Annotated in this window: 14 protein-coding genes; 7 read left to right on the forward strand and 7 right to left on the reverse strand. The window is 70.2% G+C overall.

The features are described 5' to 3' along the window. Window positions 1-33: 33 nt before the first annotated feature. Together ICN82_RS01145 and folE2 are read right to left on the reverse strand one after the other, a co-directional pair. Window positions 34-1,479 carry a TrkH family potassium uptake protein gene (locus ICN82_RS01145; protein WP_193178993.1) on the reverse strand — a complete coding sequence of 482 codons (1,446 nt, stop codon included), beginning with the start codon at window positions 1,477-1,479 and terminating at the stop codon, window positions 34-36. A 117-nt stretch (window positions 1,480-1,596) separates the two neighbouring features. After that, on the reverse strand, window positions 1,597-2,697 hold the full coding sequence (gene folE2, locus ICN82_RS01150; RefSeq protein WP_193178994.1) for a GTP cyclohydrolase FolE2: 1,101 nt from the start codon (window positions 2,695-2,697) through the stop codon (window positions 1,597-1,599). Between the two features lie 196 nt (window positions 2,698-2,893). Here folE2 and ICN82_RS01155 point away from each other — a divergent pair, with 196 nt between their 5' ends. Next, window positions 2,894-3,664, forward strand: coding sequence for a sulfotransferase family protein (locus ICN82_RS01155; RefSeq protein ID WP_193178995.1), 771 nt, complete (start codon window positions 2,894-2,896; stop codon window positions 3,662-3,664). On the opposite strand, the gene ICN82_RS01160 is transcribed toward ICN82_RS01155, so the two are convergent. The 5 genes from ICN82_RS01160 to ICN82_RS01180 form a co-directional block, all read right to left on the reverse strand. After that, the gene (locus ICN82_RS01160) at window positions 3,607-4,137 is read right to left on the reverse strand and encodes a GNAT family N-acetyltransferase (RefSeq protein WP_193178996.1); all 531 of its coding nucleotides are present in this window, start codon (window positions 4,135-4,137) and stop codon (window positions 3,607-3,609) included. The two genes, ICN82_RS01155 and ICN82_RS01160, sit on opposite strands and share 58 nt — an antisense overlap. After that, the gene (gene metZ / locus ICN82_RS01165) at window positions 4,134-5,339 is read right to left on the reverse strand and encodes an O-succinylhomoserine sulfhydrylase (protein ID WP_193178997.1); all 1,206 of its coding nucleotides are present in this window, start codon (window positions 5,337-5,339) and stop codon (window positions 4,134-4,136) included. The genes ICN82_RS01160 and metZ overlap by 4 nt, the downstream gene beginning before the upstream one ends. Window positions 5,340-5,496: 157 nt before the next feature. Continuing rightward, window positions 5,497-7,815: a malto-oligosyltrehalose synthase gene (gene treY, locus ICN82_RS01170; RefSeq protein WP_193178998.1), complete on the reverse strand. Its 2,319-nt coding sequence runs from the start codon at window positions 7,813-7,815 to the stop codon at window positions 5,497-5,499. Then, window positions 7,812-9,593: a malto-oligosyltrehalose trehalohydrolase gene (treZ, locus tag ICN82_RS01175; RefSeq protein WP_226898194.1), complete on the reverse strand. Its 1,782-nt coding sequence runs from the start codon at window positions 9,591-9,593 to the stop codon at window positions 7,812-7,814. The genes treY and treZ overlap by 4 nt, the downstream gene beginning before the upstream one ends. Window positions 9,594-9,687: 94 nt before the next feature. After that, the gene (locus ICN82_RS01180) at window positions 9,688-11,307 is read right to left on the reverse strand and encodes an alpha-amylase family glycosyl hydrolase (protein WP_193179054.1); all 1,620 of its coding nucleotides are present in this window, start codon (window positions 11,305-11,307) and stop codon (window positions 9,688-9,690) included. A 261-nt stretch (window positions 11,308-11,568) separates the two neighbouring features. Between ICN82_RS01180 and glgB the strand changes: the two genes are divergently transcribed. The 6 genes from glgB (at window position 11,569) to glgX (ICN82_RS01210) (ending at window position 22,191) form a co-directional block, all read left to right on the forward strand. Continuing rightward, entirely contained in the window at window positions 11,569-13,755 is a 2,187-nt protein-coding gene (glgB, locus tag ICN82_RS01185) for a 1,4-alpha-glucan branching protein GlgB (protein ID WP_407943735.1), read from the forward strand. A 55-nt stretch (window positions 13,756-13,810) separates the two neighbouring features. Further along, window positions 13,811-15,082, forward strand: coding sequence for a glucose-1-phosphate adenylyltransferase (glgC, locus tag ICN82_RS01190; RefSeq protein ID WP_193179000.1), 1,272 nt, complete (start codon window positions 13,811-13,813; stop codon window positions 15,080-15,082). Window position 15,083: 1 nt separating this feature from the next. Next, entirely contained in the window at window positions 15,084-16,568 is a 1,485-nt protein-coding gene (gene glgA, locus ICN82_RS01195; protein ID WP_226898195.1) for a glycogen synthase GlgA, read from the forward strand. Between the two features lie 77 nt (window positions 16,569-16,645). Then, a complete protein-coding gene (gene glgX, locus ICN82_RS01200; RefSeq protein ID WP_226898209.1) occupies window positions 16,646-18,796 on the forward strand; it encodes a glycogen debranching protein GlgX in 2,151 nt (716 codons plus the stop codon). A gap of 83 nt (window positions 18,797-18,879) precedes the next feature. Then, window positions 18,880-20,100 (forward strand): sugar phosphate nucleotidyltransferase, encoded by a 1,221-nt coding sequence (locus ICN82_RS01205; protein ID WP_193179001.1) that lies wholly within the window; start codon window positions 18,880-18,882, stop codon window positions 20,098-20,100. A 6-nt stretch (window positions 20,101-20,106) separates the two neighbouring features. Then, window positions 20,107-22,191, forward strand: coding sequence for a glycogen debranching protein GlgX (glgX, locus tag ICN82_RS01210; RefSeq protein WP_193179002.1), 2,085 nt, complete (start codon window positions 20,107-20,109; stop codon window positions 22,189-22,191). The last annotated feature ends 17 nt before the right edge of the window (window positions 22,192-22,208 follow it).

A 22,208-nucleotide genomic window follows, 5' to 3' on the forward strand; every position in this document is an offset into this window, starting at 1 on the left:
CGTCCCGGACCGGAAAGGGAAGTGGCCGCGGGCTCAGGCGCGCCAGAACTGGAAGGTCAGGATGGTGAAGACCACCATCACCTCCAGCCGCCCCACCAGCATCCCCAGCGCCAGCATCCACTTGGCCAGGTCGTTGAGCCCGGCAAAATTCCCCGCGGGCCCCACCTGGTCGCCGAGGCCGGGGCCGACATTGGCCAGCGCCGTCGCCGCAGAGGACAGCGCGGTGATGAAATCCAGCCCCGTCAGCGTCAGCGCCACCGACAGCACGCCGATGGACAGGATGAACATCACGAAGAAGGCCATCACCGAGGCCAGCGTGTCGTCATCCACCGGCCGCCCCTCGAAGCGGGTGACGAAGATCCCCGAGGGCGAGTGGATGCGCTTGATCTGCGTGATGATGGCGGCGAACAGGATCTGGTAGCGGAAGATCTTGATCGAGCAGGCGGTCGAGCCCGCGCAGCCCCCGATCAGCCCGGCGAAGAAGAAGAAGCCGACCGCGAAGGGCCCCCATTTCATGTAGTCGGTATTGGCGTATCCCGTCCCGGTCATGATCGAGGAGGTGTTGAAGAACGCCTCGCGGAACCCTTCCTCGCCGCCCATGCCGATATGCTCGACATAGAGGAACAGCACCAGCGTCACCACCGCGAAGGTGCCCAGGAAGGCGCGGACCTGGCTGTCGCGGAACATCGGCTGCGGCCCCTGGTGGACCAGCTGCACGAAACGCACGAACGGCAGCGCCGCCAGCAGCATGTAGACCCCGCAGGCATAGGTCTCGGGGGCGTTGAACTGGCCGAAGGAGGCATCGTAATTGGCGAAGCCGCCGGTCGAGATCGTGGTCATCGCGTGCACGATCGCGTCGAAGCCCGACATGCCGAGCGCGAAGAAGGTGATCGCGCAGCCCACGGTCAGCGCGACATACATGAAGGAGATGCGCGCGGCGATCTCGGCGGCGCGCGGCAGGATCTTTCCCATCGTCTCGAAGGCCTCGGAGCGGAAGATCTGCATGCCGCCGATCTTCAGTTCCGGCAGGAACACCATGGCCACGACGATGATCCCGATGCCGCCGAACCATTGCAGCATCCCGCGCCACAGGAGCAGCCCCTTGGGCAGGTGGTCGAGCCCGGTGAAGACCGTCGATCCGGTGGTGGTCATGCCCGACATCGCCTCGAAGAAGGCATCGACCACCCGCGCATCCGTCGCCCCGAAGATGAAGGGCAGCGATCCCGCCGCAGGCAGCGCCACCCAGACCAGCGTCGTCAGAAGGAAGGTCTGCTGCAGCGTCAGCCCGGCCCCCGCCCTGGAGGCGCAGCTCAGCGCGGTCAGCCCGCCGACCAGCCCGGCCAGAACGCCGCTGAGCAGGAAGGCGGGCCAGTGGCCGTTGCCATAGGCCAGGTCCACGGCAAGCGGCACGGACATGGTCGCGCCCAGCACGGCGACGAGCAGGCCGATCACATAGGCGACGGGGCGCATATCAATCATGTGCCTGCGATGGCCCGCGCCCCGCGCCCTGTCAAGCATCGCGGCGCCGTCGCGCCCCGGCTGTGGCCCCGGCGCGGCAGCCCCGCTCAGCAGGGCCGCCCCGCCGCGGCGTCCGGCTCAGCCGCCATGGATCAGCGACCCGAAAAGCCGCGGCTCCAGCGACGGCTGGGCAAAGGTCGAGCCCTCGGTCAGCACCGAGACGGCATCATGGCTGTGCAGGCTTTCCTGGTGGCTGGCCACGACGCGGAAATCGCCGATCCTGGGCTCGGCCAGCAGGCGCTCGGCAAAGCAGCGCGCGGCATCCTCGACGAAGATCGGGTTGGCCGCGTTCAGCTCGGCGAAGGCCTGTTCGTCCTCGCGCTTGACCATCACCTGCGTCTCGGTCGGCACCGCCAGCCGGCACAGCTCGATCAGGTCCTCGAACCACAGAACGCCCGCGTCATCGTCCAGCACCACCGAGATCCGCGCCACCGAGCGCTGCGAATGCGGCGTGGCCAGCTGCCCGCGCTCGCGCCGTGCATGTTCGCTGAGTTCCAGCGAACAGGGGCAGGTGGAGGAATAGACATAGTCGAGATGGACGATCTTCTGCCGCACCCCGTCCTGCTCGGCCACTTCCAGGGCGATGTCGTAATACTGCCAGCCCGACAGGCCCGAGCGCAGGCTCTGCATCTGCATCGGGAAGCTCAGCCGCATCTGGATGCGCGCGTCGAAACTGTCGAGATCGGCCTTGTAGCTGTCCAGCACCGCCTCGATCACCTCGATCGAGAAGGCCTCTTCGGCGCGCTTGTAGAAGCTGCGCATGATCCGCGACATGTTGATGCCCTTCTTGTCCGCCTCCAGGCTGACCGTGCCGGTCACCGAGGTTTCCAGAAGCATCTCGCCGGAATCGCGCGTGCGGAACCGGATCGGCAGGCGGAAATTCGAGATCCCCACATGCTGGATGCGCGCCGCCGCCCCGCGGATCAGGCTGGCAGGCCCGTTCTGCAGGTCCGGCAGGGTCGCGCGATAGGCTTCGTCGACCAGAAGGGCCTCCGGAAATTCGCGCGACAGGTCGGGATAGCTGTTCGCCGGCCCCAGGACCAGACGCATCACCGCCGGGTCCAGCCGCTCGATCTCGGCAAGGCTGGCCTCTCCGGCCCAGCGGCGCAGCACCGCCAGCGCCTTGGCGGCGTCTTCGCGCGTCGGATCGGTTTCGGGGCTGGGCGCGTGGATATTCATGACCTCCGGTCTCCGCTGGTAAGGCTCAGGGCCCTTATGTGGGCCGGGGGGAAACAGTTGTCCAGAGAAGACTGCTGACCTCGCGGCATGTTGCATCCTGAACGCAGCGGCGGCGGCGGCCCCGCCGGCCTTGTTCCTGCCGCCGTCCTGGCCCAGACTGGCCGCGTTCGGGTGCAGGGTGACGGGGGTGCGGCACATGGCGGGACAGGCGCTGGCGCAGATCGCCGCGCGGCTGGGCACGGCCCCCGCGCGGCTGGATTACCTGGTCAATCCCGACCCCGCGCGACGCATCGCATATATCGAGACGCCCAAGGTCGGCTGCACCGCCATCAAGGCCTTCCTGCAGGATCGCGCCGCCCCGCCCCCCGGTCCCGGCACCGCGCGCGACGTGCATGACCGCGCCGCCTCGCCGCTGCCGCGGCTCTCGGCGCTGCCGCCCGCGACCCGGCGCGCGGTGCTGTCGGGGCGCTGGCGGAGGTTCTCCTTCACGCGCAACCCCTATGCGCGGCTGCTGTCGGGCTATCTCGACAAGATCGTCACCAATGACTGGGAACGCGCCCGCCACCTGCCGCGGCTGGGCTTTGCCACCGATGCGCGGATTTCCCTGGCCACTTTCCTCGAGGCGCTGGAGGAGGTGCCGCCGCCCCGGCGCGACATCCATTTCGCGGCGCAATCGGAGCTGCTGATGACCGGGCGGGTGGACTACGACTTCCTCGGCGCCTTCGAAACCTTCGCCGCGGATTTCGCCGCAATGCGGCGGCGCTATTACGGCGAGACGGGCGGCGACAGCTACGAAACCGTCGGACGGCGCCATGCCACCGGCGCGGCGCAGAAGCTTGCCGCCCATTTCGGCCCGCGGGAGATCGCCCTGGCGGCGCGGATCTACGCGGCGGATTTCGCCGCGCTCGGCTATTGCGAGGATCCGGGCCGCGCGCTGGAGCCGCCGGTCCGCCCCTGCACGCCCTGAACCGGAAGCTCCAGCCGCAGCGTCATCACGGTGAAGCCCAGCATCACTCCGCCCCGCGCCGCCTCGGCCGCCGCCCCCGCCTGCCAGCCCAGATGCGCGAAGACCGGGCGCGAGACATGGCTGGCATGGGCGGTCAGCATCCGCGTCCCCGCGGCGCGCGCCTCGGCGACCAGCCGGTCATGGAGGCGGCGCGCATGGCCCCGGCCGCCATGGTCGGGATGCACGAAGAGCAGGTCGAAACAGGCATCCTTCAGCCCGGCGAAGGCGACCGCCTGCCCGCGGTCCTCGATGATGCGGATATCGGTATCGGCCAGCTTGGCCCGCCAGCGGCCGGGATCGGGGGCGGGACCGGCCCAGGCCAGGCGCTGCGCGGGCGAATAGGCCTCCCGCGCGCCACGCAGCACGCAGGCCCGGAAGACCCGCGCCAGGGCATCGGCATCGCCTGCCCCGCCCCGGCGCAGGGTCGCGGTCACGCCCGTTCCAGCGCCGCCATCAGATCCGCCGCCAGATCCGCCGGATCCTCAAGCCCGCAGGAGATCCGCACCAGGCCGGGGGTGATGCCCAGCTCGGCCTTCTGCGCGTCGGGCAGCCGCGAATGGGTGGTGGTGGCAGGATGGGTGACGATGGATTTCGCATCGCCCAGGTTGTTGGAGATGACGAAGACCTCCAGCGCGTTCAGCACCCGGAAGGCCGCCTCCTGACCGCCCCGGATCTCGATGGCCAGCATGGTGCCCGGCCGGCTCATCTGCGATTTCGCCAGGGCGTGCTGGGGATGGGAGGCGAGCCCCGGAAAGATCACCTTCTCCAGCTTGGGATGCCCCTCCAGCGCCAGGGCCAGCGCCTCGGCGGCATCCGCCTGCGCGTCGCAGCGCAGCGCCATCGTCTCCAGCCCCTTGAGCAGAACCCAGGCATTGAAGGGCGACATCGAGCCGCCGGTATGCTTCATGTAGGGTTCCAGCGTGCCGCGGATGAACTCCTTCGTGCCCAGCACGATGCCGCCCAGCACCCGGCCCTGCCCGTCCATGTGCTTGGTCGCGGAATAGATCACGACATCGGCGCCCAGCTCCAGCGACCGCTGGAAGACCGGCGTGGCGAAGACGTTGTCGACCAGCACCAGCGCGCCGTTTTCATGCGCGATCGCCGAGATGGCGCGCAGGTCCGCGACCTCCAGCGTCGGGTTGGAGATCGCCTCGAGGAAGACCGCCTTGGTGTCGGGGCGCACCGCCCTGCGCCAGGCGTCCAGATCGGTGCCGTCGACGAAAGTGACCTCCACCCCGTAGCGTGCCAGGATGGTCTCCACCACGTAGAGGCAGGAGCCGAACAGCGCCTTGGCCGACACGATGTGGTCGCCCGCCTGCAGCATCGATGTCAGCGCGCCGGACACGGCCGCCATGCCGGAGGCGCAGGCAAAGGCATCCTCCGCCCCTTCCAGAAGCGCCGCGCGCTCCTCGAACATGGCCACGGTGGGGTTGCCGTAGCGGGCATAGATGAACTCGTCGGGGCCGACCTGCTTGAACCGCGCCTCGGCCTGCTCGGCCGTGTCGTAGACGAAGCCCTGGGTCAGGAAGATCGACTCGCTGACCTCGCCCCACTGGCTGCGGCGCGTGCCGCCATGGACCAGCTTGGTGCGCGGCTGCCAGCCGGCCTTGCCGGATTGTCTCTGATCGTCGGCCATCGCGTGTCTCCTCTTGGCTGCCCGGGGCCTTCGGGCTCGGCGGCTCGGCCGCCCGGAGCATGCGGGCAGGGCGGGGCCTGCCGGGACGGCACGCGGCGCGGACCGGATCCGGCCCCGCTTCCCGGCTGAGGCTGACTAGGGAATATCCCCGCGGGTTTCAAGATGGCGCGCCGCCCGGCGGCGATATCTCGACCAGGACCGCGCGTCCGGGATCCGCGGAGGGATCCAGCGTCACCCGCAGCAGGCGGCCCTCGCCGTCCTCGCGTTCCACCAGCAGCCCCTCCCCTTCGTGGCGGGCGCGGAACTCGGCGGCCGAGAACAGCGCCGGGAACCGGCCGCGCAGCGCCAGCATCCGCCGGGCCAGCCGCGCCTTGGCGGCCTCGGGACCGTCTTGCCGCGCCAGCCCGGCCAGGGCCTGCGGATCGACGGGGCGGCGGTTGTCGGGATCGGTCAGCTCGCAGCGCCCGGCCTCCGTGCCGCGATAGAGATCGGGGATGCCGGGCATGGTCAGCTTCAGCGCCAGCTGGCACAGCGAAAGCGCCGCACCGCGCCGCGCCAGCGCCAGCAGCTCCGCGGGCGGGGCGGCTTGCCAGGAAGCCGCCAGCGCCCGGGCCAGCGCCGTGACCGGCGCCTCCGCCTCGGGCACGGGGCGGGTCCAGAAACTGAATTCCTTGGCCTCGCGCATGGCCTTCTCCATATGCGCCGCCAGCCTCTCGCCCAGCTCGGGATCCGCCGGATCCCAGGCCGCCACCGCGCTTTTCGCCAGGTACCACAGCACCGGGCGCGGGATATCCCCGGCATCGGGGCGCGCGGCCACCGCCGCCTCGAGCGCCAGGAAGGCCTCGGGCAGATGGCCCGCCGCGACAAGCCGCATCCGCGCATCCTCGCTGCGCTTGGTGTCATGCGAGGAGGTCAGGACCAGCCCTGCGGGCCACAGATGCGCATGGGTGCGGCAGAAGGCGGCGAAGCCCTCCGGCGACAGGACCGGCTCGTCGGGTTCGGCGCCGACCTCGTTGGCCGCCAGGTAGGGCACATGGCGGAAGCCCGCGGTATCCTCCAGCGACTTGGCGATCAGCGCACCCGAGACCTGCTGGAACCGCACGCGCAGCGCCGCGGCCGCCGGGCCCCGTCCCGTCTCGATCAGCCGCGCCAGCACCCGGACCACCGTGCCGTCCCGCAGCGCCGCCGCCGCCTCTGCCGAAACCCGCCGCCACAGGGCGCGGTCCTCGTCGCGCGGCTCGCGGTCGGAAAAATAGGTCCGGTAGCGCGGCATCCGGCACAGCAGCGCCGCCAGCGCCTCGCGCAGCGCCTCCGGTCCCGCGCCGATGCGTCCGTCCTCCGCCACGGCCCGCCCCGCCAGGGCGACGAGGTGGTGCAGTTCGGCGGCCAGCTCGTTGACCAGCACCTCGGGCTTGGCCGCCATCAGCACGTCGTGGAACCGGCCCTCGCGCCCGGTGCGCGCCGCCCAGCCCGCCTGTAGCCGCGCCACCCCCAGCGGATCGGAGAGGACGGCGGCGATGGCGCGCCCCGCCTCGTATCCCGTGGTCCCGCAGACGGGCCAGCCGATATCCAGCGCCTCGTCGCCGGACAGGATCTTCTCCACCCACAGGGGCGTGCCGGGCAGCCGGGCATGCAGCGCGTCCAGATAGCCCTGCGGATCGGCCAGCCCGTCCACATGGTCGATGCGCAGCCCCTGGACCAGCCCGGCATCGCACAGATCGAAGATCAGGCCGTGCATGTCGGCGAAGACCTGCGGATCCTCCACCCGCATGCCGATCAGCGAGGTCACGTTGAAGAACCGCCGGTGGGTGATGGAATCGCGTTCGGTCTGCCAGGGGGTCAGCCGCCAGGACTGCGCCTCGTGCAGCGCCAGCGCCTCGGCCAGGGCCAGGGGGCCCGGACGCATGCCGCGCAGGCTGGCCGGGTGCAACGGCACCGACAGCCCCGCGACGCGCAGCACCGGGCCGTCCGGCTCTTCGGCCAGATGCGCATCCTCGGTTTCCAGCACCACCGGCAGCGGCGCCGAGAGCCAGCACAGCCGCAGCGGCCCGGCGGCCCGGTCGATGTCGAAATGCCCGGCATAGCGGCTGGCCGCGCCATGGCGCAGCACGTCGCGCAGCCAGGGATTGTGGAGGCTCAGCGCGGTATGGTTGGGCACGATGTCGAGGATCAGCCCGATGCCCAGGGCATGGGCGTGGCGCGCCAGCCGCTCGAATCCCGCCCGGCCGCCGAGCGCCGGGTCGATTTCGTCGGGACGGGTGACATCATATCCGTGGCTCGATCCGGGCACGGCGGTGAAGACCGGCGACAGGTACAGGTGGCTGATCCCCAGATCCGCCAGATAGTCCAGCCACCCCTCGGCCGCGGCGAAATCCAGCCCGCCGCGCAGCTGCAGCCGGTAGGTCGCCGTCGCGGCGTTCAGGCAGGGCGGCGCACAGGGCCGCGCGGGCCCCTCCACCGGATCGTGCTGTGTCATGGCTGCTCCTCCCCCTGGGTGACCCGCACCGCAAGCGCGAAGGCGTCGCGGGCGATATCGCCGAATTCCATGTCCCATCCATCCGCCCCGATCCCGGCGGGCGCCCCGCCCAGCGACAGGCGGATCGCCAGGCAGCCGCCGGGAAAGCGCCATTGCGCCTCCAGCGCGCGCGGGCCCAGCGGGGTGATACGCGCCGCCTGCGCCACCGGACCCGCCTCGGCCAGCAGCGGCACGATGCGCGAAGCGCGATAGGCCAGCAGCCGCGCGGTCAGGGCGTTCCAGTCCGCGATGCGCCCCGGATCGCCGCGATAGGGGCGCGACATCTCGAAAGTGGCGGGCGAAATCGGGTCGGGCACCTGGCCGCGGAACCCGGCGAAGCGCTCGAATTCCTTCTGCCGTCCCTTCCGCGTCGCTTCGGCCATGGGCTCGGGGAAATCGGCGAAGAAGCAGAAGGGCGCCTCCTCTCCGGCCTCCTCGCCCATGAACAGCATCGGCACGAAGGGCGACAGCAGCAGCAGCGCATGGCAGGTCCGGGCCGCCGCCTCGCCGGCCAGCGCGATCAGCCTTTCGCCGCGGGCGCGGTTGCCGACCTGGTCATGGGTCTGGCAGGAATTGACGAAGCACAGCGGCGGCAGGTGCCCCGAGGGTTCCCCGCGCGGCTCGGTCATGGGCGGACGGGGCTGGCCCTGGTCGACCTGCCCCTCGCCGAGCGCCCGCACCAGGTCGGCCATGGGATCGACGGCGAAGGGCGCGTAGTAGGATTCGTCCTCCCCCGTCAGCAGGCAGTGCAGCGCATGGTGGAAATCGTCGTTCCACTGCGCATCGTACAGCCCCGCCCCGGGCGCCACCGGCCCGGCCAGGTTGCGTTCATCCTCCAGCACGAGCCAGATCGCGCGCCCGGCCCCGGCGGCCCGGGCGGTGCGGGCGATCTCCTCCAGCATCGCGGGGCGCCCCGCGTCGCGGATCTGGTGGGCGGCATCGATCCGCAGCCCGTCGAAGCGGTACTCCCCGATCCACATCGCCACATTGGACAGGAAGAATTCGCGCACGGCCGGGCGGGAATAGTCGATCCCGGCCCCCCAGGGGGTCGCGCGGCCGGGGTCGAAGAACTCCGGGGCGATCTCGTGCAGATAGGCGCCGTCCGGGCCGAAATGGTTGTAGACCACGTCGAGGATGACGGCGATGCCCTCGGCATGGGCGGCGGCCACCAGCGCCTTGAGATCCCCGGGCGTGCCATAGGCGTTGTGCGGGGCGAAGGGCAGCACCCCGTCATACCCCCAGCCGCGCCCGCCCGAGAATTGCGCCACGGGCATGATCTCGATCGCCGTGACGCCCATGGCGGCCAGCCCCGGCAGCCGGGCAATGGCGGCGCGGAACGTGCCCTCGGGCGTGAACAGCCCGACATGGATCTCGAGGATCACCGCCTCGGACCAGGGCCGCCCCTGCCATTCCGCCTCGGATGCGGGCCAGTCGAACCGGTCCGCGACCAGCCGCGAGGGCCCGTGAACATCGCCCGCCTGGGCCCGCGCCGCCGGGTCCGGCCGCAGCCCCTCCCCCAGGTCGAACCCGTATTCCGCGCCGTCCTCCGCCTCGAACTCGGCGCGGAAGACCCCGTCGCCCCCGGCATCCATCCGGTGCCGCCGCCCGGCGACCACGATATCGCAGGTGGATCGCCCCGGTGCCCAGAGCGCGGCCTGCCAGCGCCCCGCCCCCGCGGGATGCACCCCCCAGGACCGGAGGGGCGCGGCTTGCGGGACGGGGTCGGGCATCTGGGTCATGGGCGGCGATCCTGTCAGGCGGCACCGGGCCCCTGGCCCTGCCGGTCAATCTTCCTGCGGAAACCCCGGCGCGGCGCCGAAGTTCCCGCCCGGCTCAAATCTTGCGCAGATGCGCCCATCCGTTGGGCCCCAGCGTCAGCATGTCGCCCGAGAGCGTCGCCGCCTGGGCCGGGCCGCTGATCGCGCAGGGATCGGGACAGGGCACGGTAATGGTGCCGCGGTCCAGGTTGTAGATGCAATCCAGACGCTCCGCCCCGGTGCCGCGGGTGAAACGGAACAGGGGATCCTCGGCGGCCAGGATGTGCATCGGGCCCGAATGCAGCGCCGGGGTCGCCTTGCGATGGGCGATCGCGGTCCGGTAGGCCTCGAGCATCGAGCCGCCCTGCCCCGCCTGCGCATCGACGGCGCGCGCCGCCTGCGGCGGCTTGACCGGCAGCCAGGGCGCGACGGCGGAAAATCCGCCATGGGGCGCGGCGGCTTCCCAGACCATCGGCGTGCGGCAGCCGTCGCGCCCCTTGTCGGCGGGCCAGAACCGCAATCCCATCGGATCGGTCAGTTCCTCGTAGTCCAGGTCGGTCTGGGTCTGGCCCAGCTCCTCGCCCTGCCAGAGGCAGATCGCTCCCTCGAAGGAGGTCAGCAGCGAAATCGCCTGCCGCGCCAGCGCATCCTCCCCCGCATCCCGGCCGGCCCATCGCGTGACATGGCGCACCACGTCGTGATTGGACATCGACCACAGCGGCCAGCCCTCGGGCGCGCCGTCGCGGAAGCCCTGGATCACCTTGCGGAAATGCTCGGGCGTGTATTTGGGCCCCAGCATGTCGAAGGAATAGGCCATGTGCAGCTTGTCCTCGCCGGAGGTGTATTCCCCCATCAGCTCGATCGCGCGATCCACGTCGCCGACCTCGCCGACCAGCATGATGTCGTCATATTCCTCCGCCACCGCCCGCATCCTGCGCAGCAGGTCCAGGTTCTCGGGGCGGCTCTTGGAATAGACCTGCAGCTGCCAGTCGTAATGGTTGAAGGGCTTGCGCTCGCCCGCCGGGAAGGCCTTGGGCGGGTTGTCGCGCAGCCGGTCATCCTTGGTCATGTGGTTGCAGGCATCCACCCGGAACCCCGAAACCCCGCGATCCAGCCAGAACCGCATCGTGTCCATCACCGCATCCACCACCTCGGGGTTGCGATAGTTCAGGTCGGGCTGCTGGGACAGGAAGCTGTGCATGTAGTATTGCTGGCGCTCGCCGTCCCAGGTCCAGGCCGGGCCGCCGAAGACCGAAGGCCAGTTGTTGGGCGGCGATCCGTCCTCGCGCGGCTCGGCCCAGATGTACCAGTCCGCCTTCGGGTTCGTCCGCGAGGACCGGCTCTCGCGGAACCAGGCATGGCGGTCGGAAGTGTGGTTCAGCACCTGGTCGATGATGATCTTCAGCCCCAGCGTGTTTGCCCGGGCGATCAGCCCGTCGAAATCCGCCAGCGTGCCGAAAAGCGGATCGACATCCGTGTAGTCGGAGACGTCATAGCCCATGTCGGCCATGGGCGACCGGAAGAAGGGCGACAGCCAGATCCCGTCGCAGCCCAGCCCGGCGACATGCTCCAGCCGCCGGGTGATGCCCTTGAGATCGCCCATCCCGTCGCCGTCGTCATCCTGGAAACTGCGGGGATAGACCTGGTAGAGCACGGCGCTGCGCCACCACTGGGTTCCTGCCTTGCCGCCGGTCATCGCATCGCTCCTTGCCGCTGTGCCCGCCCCGTGGCGGCACCAGTCCTGTTCGACGACGATGGCGCGGCGGCGCGCGATTTCAATTGCCAAATGCACGCAGCCGGGGAGACTGGCCGCAGGCGGGCCGCGCGCGGTGCGGCCTGCGGATTTTCTGTGCGGGAACCGGGCCTTCGGTTCGCGCATTGGCCCGGGTCAGGAACGGAGATCACGACTGTGGCGACAGGCGGCAAGGCGAAGCTCACCAAGGACGGCGCGGCGGCCGTGGCGGCACCGGTCCCGGAGGCGGCGGAGCTGCAGGCCCTGCGCGAGGCACGCCACGGCGCGCCCTTCGACATCCTGGGCCTGCACGGCACCGTCTTGCGCGCCTTCGATCCCGGCGCCGAGAAATTGTGGTGCCTGCCGCCCGACGGCGGCGCGCCTGTCCCGATGGCGCCGCTGGGCGGCGGGGTGTTCCAGCTGGACGGGGTGCCCCGGTCGGTGGCGCAGCGGCACGATTACCGGCTGCGCGCGGAGGGGTACGGCCATCTGTGGGACTGGGAAGACCCCTACCGGCTGCCCCCCGTGCTGGGCCCGCTCGACGAGCACCTGATTTCCGAGGGACGGCATCTGCGCCTCTGGGACCGGCTCGGCGCGCATCCGATGACCCATGAGGGGCTGGAGGGCACGGCGTTCGCGGTCTGGGCGCCGAATGCGCGGCGCGTCTCGGTGATCGGCGGCTTCAACCACTGGGACGCCGCCCGCCATCCGATGCGGGCCCGCGGCGCGACCGGGGTGTGGGAATTGTTCCTGCCCGGCGTCGCGGCGGGGGCGGTCTACAAATACGACATCCTGGGCCCGGACGGCACGCGCCTGCCGCAGAAGGCCGATCCGATGGGCTTCGGCGCGGAGCACCCGCCGGCCACCGCCTCGGTCGTGCGGGCCCTGCCCCCGGCCCCGGCGGCGGAAAGGCGTGCGGCGCGCGCCGCGGCCCAGAAGGTCGATGCGCCGGTCAGCATATACGAGGTGCATCTGGGATCCTGGCGGCGCGTGCCGGAGGAGGGCGACCGGCGGCTGAGCTATGCGGAACTGGCCCGCGACCTCGTCGCCTATGCCGCCGATATGGGCTTCACCCATCTGGAGCTGATGCCGGTCAGCGAATTTCCCTTCGACGGCAGCTGGGGCTATCAGCCGGTCGGGCTCTACGCGCCGACCTGCCGGCATGGCGACCCGGCGGAATTCGCGGCCTTCGTGTCGGCCGCGCAGGAGGCGGGGCTGGGCGTCATCCTCGACTGGGTGCCCGGACATTTCCCCACCGACCCGCACGGGCTGGGCTGGTTCGACGGCACGCCGCTCTATCAATATGCCGATCCGCGCGAGGGGTTCCACCGCGACTGGAACACGCTGATTTACGATTACGGCCGCCGCGAGGTCAGGAACTACCTGGTCGCCAACGCGCTCTACTGGGTGGAGCAATTCGGGGTGGACGGGCTGCGCGTGGATGCGGTCGCCTCGATGCTGTATCGCGACTATTCGCGCAACGAGGGCGAATGGGTGCCCAACATCCATGGCGGGCGCGAGAATTACGAGGCGATCGGCTTCCTGCGCGAGATGAACCGCGAGATCTATGCCGCCCATCCCGGCGTGATGACCGTGGCGGAGGAAAGCACCTCCTTCCCCGGCGTGTCGCGCGCGGTCCACAATGGCGGGCTGGGATTCGGCTTCAAGTGGAACATGGGCTGGATGAACGACACGCTCGACTACATCCGCCGCGATCCCGTCCACCGCACCCATCACCACGGGCAGCTGACCTTCGGGCTGGTCTATGCCTTCTCGGAGAATTTCATCCTGCCGATCAGCCATGACGAGGTGGTCCATGGCAAGGGCTCGATGATCGCCAAGATGCCGGGCGACGGCGCGGAGAAATTCGCCAACCTGCGCGCCTATTACGGCTTCATGTGGGGGCATCCTGGCAAGAAGCTGTTGTTCATGGGGCAGGAATTCGCCCAGGGGCGGGAATGGAACCATGACCGCAGCCTCGACTGGCACCTGCTGCAGGATCCCGCCCATGAGGGCATCCGGCGGCTGGTGCGCGATCTCAACGGGCTCTATCGCGCGCATCCGGCGCTGCATCGCGACGACCTGGGGGCGGAAGGGTTCGAATGGCTGGTGGCGGATGACGCGGAACAGTCGGTGCTGGGGTTCCTGCGCCGGGGCCGCGGCACCGGGCGCGACATCGCGGTGATCGTCAATTTCACCCCGGTGGAGCGGCGCAACTACCGGATCGGCCTGCCCGCGGCGGGCCGCTGGCGCGAGGCGATCAACACCGATGCGGCCGAATATGGCGGCGGCGGGCGCGGCAATCTGGGCGGCGTGACGGCGGAGCCGGTCCCCTCCCATGGCCGCCCGGCCTCCGCGGCGCTGGTGCTGCCGCCGCTCTCGGCGATCTTCCTGGAGGCACCCGGGGACTGACACAGCCGCCGCGGGTCCATCCGGTCCGGCGGCACAGCAGGGAGGAACGGAGAAGATGCAGCATATACCCGGGGCAAGGCTGGCGCCGCGCGCCATGGCCTTCATCCTGGCAGGCGGGCGCGGCAGCCGCCTGCGCGAACTGACCGATACCCGCGCCAAACCGGCCGTCTATTTCGGCGGCAAGATGCGGATCATCGATTTCGCCCTGTCCAACGCCTATAATTCCGGCATCCGCAAGATGGCCGTGGCGACGCAGTACAAGTCGCATTCGCTGATCCGCCACCTGCAGCGCGGCTGGAACTTCTTCCGCGCGGAACGCGGCGAATACCTGGACATCATGCCGGCCTCGCAGATGGTCTCGGAAAGCCAATGGTACCTGGGCACCGCAGACGCCGTGACCCAGAACATCGAGATCATCGACAGCTACAAGGTCGACTACCTGGTGATCCTGGCGGGCGACCACATCTACAAGATGGATTACGAGGTGATGCTGCGCGACCACGAGGCCTCGGGGGCGGATGTCACCATCGGCTGCCTGACCGTGCCGCGGCTGGAGGCGCGGGCCTTCGGGGTGATGGCGATCGACGCGACGCGGCGGATCACCGGCTTCCTGGAAAAGCCCGCCGATCCCCCCGCCATGCCCGGCTCCCCCGACAAGGCGCTGGCCTCGATGGGGATCTACGTGTTCCGCTGGGAGTTCCTGCGCGCATTGCTGCTGGAGGACCAGGGACGGGAAGGATCGAGCCACGATTTCGGCCATGACCTGATCCCGCGCATCGTGGCGGAGGGCCATGCCCAGGCGCATCTCTTCGAGGAAAGCTGCGTGATCTCGGGCGAGAACGAGACGATCTACTGGCGCGATGTCGGCACGCTGGATGCGTTCCACGCCGCCAATATCGCGCTGACCGATTTCACCCCCGAGCTGGACATCTTCGACACGCGCTGGCCGATCTGGTCCTATGGCGAGGTCAGCCCGCCGGCCAAGTTCATCCATGACGAGGACGGGCGGCGGGGCTCGGCCATTTCCTCGATGGTGTCGGGCAACTGCATCATCTCGGGGACGGAGGTGCGCGAATCGCTGATCTTCTCGGGGGTGCGCACCCACAGCTATGCGGAGCTGTTCCAGGTGGTCGCCCTGCCCCATTCGGTGGTCAATCGGCGGGCAAGCCTGAGCCGGGTGATCCTCGATACCCATGTCGAGATACCGGCGGGGCTTGTGATCGGCGAGGACCCGGAGGAAGATGCGAAATGGTTCCGCGTCAGCGAAGGCGGCGTCACGCTGGTCACCCGCGCGATGATCGCGCGCTGGCTGGCGGAGAATGGCTGACATGGCAGTGATGGAAGATGTGATGGGCGAGTTCAGGGGGCGGGTGCTGTCGGTTGCCTCGGAATGCGTGCCGCTGGTCAAATCCGGCGGGCTGGCCGATGTCACCGGCGCCCTGCCCGGCGCCCTGGCGGCGCAGGAATGGCAGATGGCGGTGCTGCTGCCGGGCTATCGCGGCCTCGCGGCGCGGATCGCCCGGCCCGCCGAGGTCATGCGCATCGACGATCTCTTCGGCGGTCCCGCGCGGATCCTGTCGGGGCGCGCGGAGGGCAGCGAGGCCTGGATCCTGCTGCTTGAGGCGCCGCATCTCTATGACCGGCCCGGCGGCCCCTATCTGGACGAGACCGGGCAGGACCATTCCGACAATCCCGAACGGTTCGGCGCGCTGTGCCTGGCGGCCGCGCTGATCGCCCGCGACGGGCTGGCCGATGGCTGGCGCCCCGATCTGGTGCATGCCCATGACTGGCAGGGCGGCCTGGTCCCGGCCTATCTGCGCATGCATGCGCCGGGCACGGCCTCGGTGCTGACCATTCACAACATCGCCTTTCAGGGGCTGGCTCCGGCGTCGCGGCTGCACCCGCTGCGGCTGGACCCGCGCGATTTCTACCCGGGCGGCCCGCTGGAATTCCACGGGCAGATCGGCGCGCTGAAGGCGGGGCTGGTGATGGCCGACCGCGTCACCACGGTGTCGCCGCGCTATGCCGCGGAGCTGGCGCTGCCGGAATTCGGCATGGGGCTCGAAGGGGTGATCGCCGCGCTTCCCGACCCGGTGGCGGGGATCCTCAACGGCATCGACAAGGCCGCTTGGGACCCGGCGCGCGACCCCGCGATCCGGCCCTATTCCGCCCGTGCCAAGAAGGGGCGCGCGGCGAACCGGGCACTGCTGTTCGGGGAATACGGACTGGAGGACGGCCATGGTCCGGTGCTGGGGATCGTCAGCCGCATGACGCGCCAGAAGGGGCTGGACCTCGTGCCCGGGGTCGTCGCGCCGCTGCTGGAGCGGGGGCTGCGCCTGGCGGTTCTGGGATCGGGCGATGCCGAACTGGAACGGGCCTTCGAGGCGCTGGCGGCGGCCCATCCCGGGAAGGTCGGGCTGAAGCAGGGCTATGACGAGGCGCTGTCGCATCGCATCTATGCCGGGGCGGATGCGCTTCTGGTGCCCTCTCGCTTCGAACCCTGCGGGCTGACCCAGCTCTATGCGCTGCGCTACGGCGCCGTGCCGGTGGTGGCGCCCACGGGCGGGCTGTCGGATACGGTGATCCCCGCAAGCCCCGCCGCGCTCGGGGCGGGGGTGGCCACGGGGGTGATGCTGCCGCGGGTGGATGCGGGCGGGCTGAGCCTGGCGCTGAGCCAGCTTTGCGATCTCTACGAGGATCCGGCCGCCTGGCGCCGGATCCAGGCCAATGGCATGGCCGCGGATTTCGGCTGGGACCGCTCCGCCGCCGCCTATGCCGCGCTCTATCACGGCCTGACCGGGGGCGCGGATTGAGCGCGCCGCAGGGATCCGGGCGCGTCTTCGCCCCCGCCGCCGCGCGCGCCGGGGCGCGCGAGGACATCCCCGAGAGGCTGCCCCATCACGGGCTGTCCGCCGGGCGGCCCGAGCCGCTGGGCGCCAGCTTCGACGGGGTGGGCGTGAACTTCGCGGTTTTCTCGGCCGAGGCCGAGGCGATCGAGCTGTGCATCTTCTCCCCTGACGGAAGACGCGAACTGGCGCGCATCCCGCTGCGCGAACGCGATGGCGACATCTGGCATGTCTATGTCGCGGGGCTTCTGCCGGGCACGCTCTATGGCTGGCGGGCAAGGGGACCCTACCGCCCCGAGGAGGGGCTGCGCTTCAACCATGCCAAGCTGCTGCTCGATCCCTATGCGCGCAAGGTCGCGGGGCGGTTCCGCTGGTCGGATGCGCTCTTCGGCTACCGCATCGGGGCGGCGCGGGCGGATCTGGGCATGGACAGCCGCGACAGCGCCTTCGCCATGCCCAAGGCCGTGGTGACGGAGTCCGATTTCAGCTGGGGCGACGACCGCCCGCCGCGCCACCCCCATGACCTGTCGGTCAATTACGAAACCCATGTGAAGGGCATGACCGCCCGCCACCCCGGCGTCGACCGCAAGCGGCGCGGCACCTTCCTGGGCCTCGCCACCCAGCCGGTGCTGGACCACCTGGACCGGATCGGCGTGACCACCGTGCAGCTGATGCCGGTGCAGCATCACATGTCCGACCGGTTCCTGACCGAGAAGGGGCTGGTCAATTACTGGGGCTACCAGACGATAGGCTTCTTCGCCCCCGATCCGCGCTACCTGTGCGACGGCGAGATCTGGGAATTCCAGACCATGGTGCGCCGCTTCCATGCTGCCGGGATCGAGGTGATCCTGGACGTGGTCTACAACCACACCGCCGAGGGCAGCCAGCTGGGCCCGACGCTGAGTTTCCGCGGGCTCGACAACCGCGCCTATTACCGCCTTGCCGAGAACCCGCGCTACTACATCGACGACACGGGCTGCGGCAACACGCTGAATACCGGCCACCCGATGGTGCTGCGCATGGTCATGGACAGCCTGCGCTACTGGGTGGAGGTGATGCATGTCGACGGGTTCCGCTTCGACCTGGGCACGGCGCTGGCGCGCGGGCCCCAGGGTTTCGATCCGCAGGGACGGTTCCTGGCCGCGCTGAAGCAGGACCCGGTGCTGCGCGAGGTCAAGCTGATCGCGGAACCCTGGGACCTGGGCCCGGGCGGCTACCAGCTGGGCGCCTGGCCGCATCCTTTCATGGAACTCAACGACCGCTACCGCGACGATGTCCGCCGCTTCTGGAAAGGCGATGCCGGGGCGATTTCCGACCTCGCGCGGCGGCTGACCGGTTCGGCCGAACGCTTCGACCATGGCGGCCGCGCGGCGACGGCCTCGGTCAATTTCCTGGCCAGCCATGACGGGTTCACCCTGCAGGACGTGGTCAGCTATTCCAAGAAATCAAACTGGGCCAATGGCGAGGAGAACCGCGACGGGCACGAGCCCAACCATTCCGACGGGATGGGCGCGGAAGGACCCACCTCGAACCCCGCGATCCTCGAGGCCCGCGCCCGGCGCAAGCGCGCGATGCTGGCGACGCTGTTTCTCAGCCAGGGCACGCCGATGCTGCTGGCGGGCGACGAGACCGGCAATTCCCAGCAGGGCAACAACAACGCCTATGCCCAGGACAATCCCATCGCCTGGGTGGACTGGGACCGCCCCGAGATGGAGCTGGCGGATTTCGTCGGCCGTCTCGCCGAGATGCGCCGCGCCCATCCGGTCCTGCGGCAGAAACTTTTCCTGCATGCCCAGGCCCGCGCGCTGGACGGCAAGCCCGATCTCGACTGGCGCCGTGCCGACGGGGCGCCGCCCGAAACCGGCGACTGGCATGATCCGGAGTTCCGCTGCCTCTGCCTGTCCCTGCGCCTGGCCTCCGAGACACCGGCCTATTCCATGTCGGGCGACGTGCTTTTCGCGATCTTCAACAGCGGCGGCCCGCAGGAGGTCCGGCTGCCCGATCCCCCGGCCGGGACGCTGTGGCGGGTCATCCTCGACAGCGCCACTGCCGCCCAGGCGCCGCGGGTCCTGGCCGCAGCCACGCGGTCGCTCACGGCCCCCGCGGAGGCGGTTCTGGTGCTCGATGCGCTGTCCGCGGCCGAGCCGCGGGAAAATTCGCCGATGCCGGGAACCTTTCCCCCCGCCACCGGTTGAGGGGTCAAGGCACGGGTCACCGCGCCGAGATTTCCAGACAATCAGACGAGGGTCCCGGGTTCCGCCCGGGAAGGGGGAAAGCGATGGCCGATGCCACCCGTGCCGCGACCTGTGCGGGCACCGATATTGCCGCCGACGAGGTCTTCACCGTGCTGCTGGCAGGAGGACGCGGATCGCGGCTTCACGAGCTGACGGATGAAACCTGCAAGCCCGCCGTCCCCTTCGGCGCGGGCCGCATCGTCGATTACGTCCTGTCCTCGGTGGCGGAAACGGGGCTGGAGCGTCTGCTGGTCGCGACGCAATACCGCCCCGAGGCGCTTCGCGCCCATCTGCAGGGCCCCTGGGCACGTGCCTTCGCCGATCTGCGGCTGCGCGAGGGACCCGGCGTCACCGGCGATCCCGAAGGCTATCGCGGCACGGCGGATGCGGTGCTGGCGAACCTCGCCGAGATCGACGCCGCCGCCCCGCGCGATGTCGTCGTTCTGGCCGCCGATCATGTCTGCCGTATGGATCTGGGGGCGATGCTGATGCGCCATCGCGCCGCCGGATGCGCGGCGACGGTTGCCGCGACCCGCGTGCCGCTCAGCCAGGGGCAGGCCTTCGGGATCCTGCGCAGCGACGCGGTCGGCCGGGTCACCGCCTTCGCCGAGAAGCCGCGCCGCCCCGCCCCGATCCCGGGCGATCCGGGCCGGGCGCTGGCCTCGATGGGGATCTATGTCTTCCGCTGGGACTGGCTGCGCGCGGCCTTGGCCGAGGAGGCGGCCCGCCCCGGAACCCGGCATGATTTCGGCCATGACCTGCTGCCGCGGGCGCTGGCCGAGGGCGAGCTGGCGATCCACGACCTGCCCGCCGGGCGGGACGGGCGCCCGGCCTACTGGCGGGATGTCGGATCGCTGGATGCCTATCGCCTGGCCCAGCTGGACCTGCGCGCCGGGCGCGTGCCGCGCGGGCTGATGACGCCGCCCGCCGCCCCCTGGAGCCATGCGCTGGCCGGATCGCGCGACAGCGTCATCCTGCCCGGCGCGACCGTGCCGACAAGCTGCCGGCTGACCCGCTGCATCGTCGCCCCCGGCGCCAGCCTGCCCCCGGGCCTGGTCGCGGGCGAGGATCGCGACGAGGATGCGCGCTGGTTCCGGGTCACGCCCGAAGGCACCGTGCTGATTACCGCGGGGATGCTGGCACGCCGCGCCGAGGAGCTGCCGCGCACCGCCCGCATCGAAACCGCCGCACCCGCCGATCCCGCCACCCCCGCACTCGCCGCGGACTGGCTGGGCCGGCGCGCCCCCCGGGCTATGGAGGCCTGACCCCGCATGCGCGACAATCCCGCGGCCCTGCCTGCCTTCGACCTTTCGCTGGGGCGCCCCGACCTGCTGGGCGCCGACTGGGACGGCGAGGGCACCAATTTCGCGATCTTCTCGGACCACGCCACGGCGGTCGAGCTGTGCCTGTTCGATGCTTCCGGCCGCGCCGAGACCGCCCGGCTGGAACTGCCGCAGATGGAGGGCGGCATCTGGCACGGCTATCTTCCCGGCATCGGACCGGGCCAAGCCTATGGCTATCGCGTGCACGGCCCGCATGATCCCGAGGCGGGCCACCGGTTCAACCCGGCCAAGCTGCTGCTGGATCCCTATGCCCGCGAGATGCGGGGATACCTGCAATGGGACGACGCGCTGTTCGGCTATCCGGTCGGCGGCGACGACCGCGAGATCGACACCCGCGATTCCGCCCCCTTCATGCCCAAGGCGGTCGTGGCCGATCCCGATTTCGACTGGGATGCCGACCGCGCGCTGTGGACCCGCTGGCAGGATACCGTGATCTACGAGGCCCATGTGAAGGGGCTGACCATGCGCCACAGGCTGGTGCCGGAGGAGATCCGCGGAACCTTCGCCGCGCTGGGATCGCCGCCGGTGATCGAGCATCTGCAGAAACTCGGCGTCACCGCGATCGAGCTGCTGCCGGTGCAGGCGATGGTCCAGGACCGCCACCTGGTCGAGAAGGGGCTGTCGAATTACTGGGGCTACAACACGCTGGCCTTCTTCGCCCCGAACCGGTCCTACCTGGCGGGCGAAAGCGTGCGCGAGGTCAAGGACGCGGTGCGGCGCCTGCACTCGGCCGGGATCGAGGTGATCCTCGATGTCGTCTACAACCACACCGCCGAGGGCAGCGAGCTGGGCCCGACGCTCAGCTTCCGCGGCATCGACAATGCCAGCTATTACCTTCTGGCCGAGGACCGGCGCCATTGCTTCGACACGACCGGCTGCGGCAATACGCTGAACGTGGCGCATCCGATGGTATTGCGCATGGTGATGGACAGTCTGCGCTACTGGGTGCAGGTCATGCATGTGGATGGATTCCGCTTCGACCTGGCCTCCACCCTCGGGCGCGAGCCGCAGGGATTCGAGCGCGAGGGCGCCTTCTTCGCCGCCATCCGCCAGGACCCGGTGCTGAGCCGGGTGAAGCTGATCGCCGAGCCCTGGGATATCGGCGCGGGCGGCTACCAGGTCGGCGGCTTTCCCTGGCCCTTCCGCGAATGGAACGACAAGTTCCGCGACGACACGCGCGGGTTCTGGCGGCGCGACGGCGGGCAGATCGGGCGCATCTCCCAGCGGCTGCTGGGCAGCCCGGTGCAATTCGACCATTCCCGCCGCCCGGCGACCTCCTCGGTCAATTTCATCGCCGCCCATGACGGGTTCACGCTGTGGGATACGGTCAGCTATTGCGAGAAGCACAACGAGGCCAATGGCGAGGAGAACCGCGACGGCCACGACCACAATATCAGCGACAATCTCGGCCATGAAGGCCCCTGCGACGATCCCGGCATCGCCGAGGCGCGCAAGCGGCGGGCGACGGCGATGCTCTCGACGCTGATGCTCAGCCAGGGGGTGCCGATGATCCTGGGCGGGGACGAGCTGGGCAACAGCCAGGGGGGCAACAACAATGTCTATGCCCAGGACAACGAGACCGGCTGGATCGACTGGGAGGCCGCGCGCCCGGACCTCACGGAGGCGGTGGCGACCCTGACCCGGCTGCGGCGCGAGCGCATCGGGCTTCTGGCCCCGCAATTCTTCGCGCGCGGCGCGGCGGCCCCGGCGACCGAGGAGGAACGCCCGCTGGTGCGCTGGCTGCATCCGGAGGGACGCGCGATGGGCCAGGGCGACTGGCAGGATCCGCAGGCGCGCTGCCTGGGGCTGGAACTGCGCCATGCCAGCGAACCGGCGCGGATGCTGCTGATCCTGAATGCCGGGGATGACGCGCGCTTCGTGCTTCCCGCGGGACGCTGGCGGCTGGAATGGGACAGCAGCGGCACGCTGGAAACCGGCCCGGTGGCGCAGGAGGCGATCGAGCTGCCCTGGCAGAGCGTGCTGGTGCTGGACCAAGATGTCGCGCCCTCCTGACCCCCCTGCCCGGTCCG

Source organism: Mangrovicoccus algicola, assembly GCF_014903745.1.
Lineage (GTDB): Bacteria > Pseudomonadota > Alphaproteobacteria > Rhodobacterales > Rhodobacteraceae > Mangrovicoccus > Mangrovicoccus algicola.